1 pseudogene is annotated in these 1,838 nt (G+C 77.8%); it reads left to right on the top strand.

The features are described from left to right. A pseudogene (locus AC5P09_RS51660) lies at positions 1-1,838 on the top strand (TIGR02680 family protein); the annotation flags it as partial.

Below are 1,838 nucleotides of genomic sequence, written 5' to 3'. Positions count from 1 at the left end.
GGTCTGCGACCGCTGGACGACGACCTGATCGCCGAGGCGGCCCGCTCGTTCGACGACATGGAGTCCGTGCAGCGCACCCTGGAGGGGCTGGTCGCCGCCGACGACGCCACCCGCGCGTTCCTCGCGAGCTATTCCACCTATCTGCGGGTCCACGCCCGTGCCGCCGCAGACCGGCTCACCGCCCGCCGCGCCGAGACCGCCGAGCGCGCCGCCGCGCTGCGCACCGCCACGGCGGACCTGGCGGCGGCCCGCGAGCAGCAGGCCACCGCCGAGACGCGCGCCGAGTCCGCCGACGCGGCGCTCGCCGCCCAGCGCTCCCGGCTCGACCAACTGCGCTCCTCCGCCGCCTACCAGGCCGTCGAGCAGCTGGCCGACCTGGAACGCCTGGTGCGCACCTGCGAGCAGACCGCCCGGCAGGCGACCGCCGACCGTGAACGCCGTACGGCCGCCACCGGCCGTGCCCGCGCCGAGGCCGAACATGCCGCGCGGCTCGCCGCGGAACTCGACGCCGCCGTCTCCCGGGACGCCGCCGCCGTCGCCGACCACGCCCACACCGCCGGCCTCCCGTGGACCCCGGCCGACGCCGAGCCCGCCCGCATCGCCGACCGCTCCGCCGCACTCGCCGCCGCCCGCCACGAGGGCGTCCGGGCCGTGCGCGCCGCCCAGCAGGCGGCACGAGGCGCCGAGCAGACCCGTGACCTCGCCCGGGTCTCGCTCGACCGTGCGCAGGAGGCCGTCACCGCGGCCGAGACCGCGGAGACCGCCGCCGAGTCGGCTCTGGAATCCGCCCGCGAACAGGCCCGTACGGCGCTCGGCCAGTGGACGAGCGCCCATGGCACGCTTCTCCCGGAGGCCGGTGCCGCCCGGCTCGCCGAGGCCCTCGAACTCACCGGCGAGGCCGAGGCGGTCACGCTCGCCGACGCCTTCGCCGAGGCCACCGCACCCGCCGTGCAGGAGCTGCGCGACACCCTCGCCTCCCTGCGTGCCCGGCGCACGGACGTCGAGCACAGCCGCGCCGAGACCGAGGCCGAACGCGACCGGATCGCCGCCGAACACGACGACGCCCCGCCCCCGGCCCGGGGCCGTAGCGTGGATAGGGCGCTTCGTGACGGCATCCCGCTGTGGCGGCTCGTCGACTTCGACGACGAGCTGACGGAACGCCAGCAAGCCGGTCTGGAAGCGGCCCTGGAGGCGTCGGGCCTCCTCGACGCCCTCGTCACCGCCGAGGACACCCCCGTGGCGGCCGGACACAGCGAGGGCTACCTCCGTGCCGGCGCCCCGGTGAACGGCCCGAGTCTCGCCGACCTCCTGCGCCCCGAGATCCCGGAGAACCCCCAGGGCGCGGCGGCCATCCCGACCGCCGCGCGGATCGCCGCCGTGCTGCGTTCCGTCGCCGTCACCGGCGACCTCGACGCCGGCATCCCGCACATCGGCCCCGACGGCCGGTACGCGGCCGGTGTCCTGGTCGGCGCCCACACCAAGGAGCACGCCGAGTACGTCGGCGCGACCGCCCGCGCCCGCCGGCGCGCCGCCCGGATCGCCGCCTGCGAGGCGCTGCTGGCCGAACTCTCCGCCCAGCTCGATGAGTTGGCGCACGCCCAGGCCCGCACGGACGCCGCCCTGGAGGCGCACGCCGCCGCCCGCGCCGCCCTGCCCCGCACCACCGGCATCACCCAGGCGCTGCGCGAACTCGACCGGGCCGCGGCGAGGCTGCGCGCCACCCGCGACGCCGCCGACGCAGCCCAGGGCGCGTACGACGAGTCGGTGGCCGCCTGCTCGGTCGCCGAACGAGCCCTGCGCCGCACCGCGGCCGAGCACACCATCGAGACCGAACGCGT

The sequence above is a fragment of the Streptomyces sp. a15 genome, assembly GCF_059026085.1.
The sequence above is the reverse complement of the archived record's forward strand: the minus strand, read 5'-3'. Positions and strand labels throughout refer to the sequence as shown.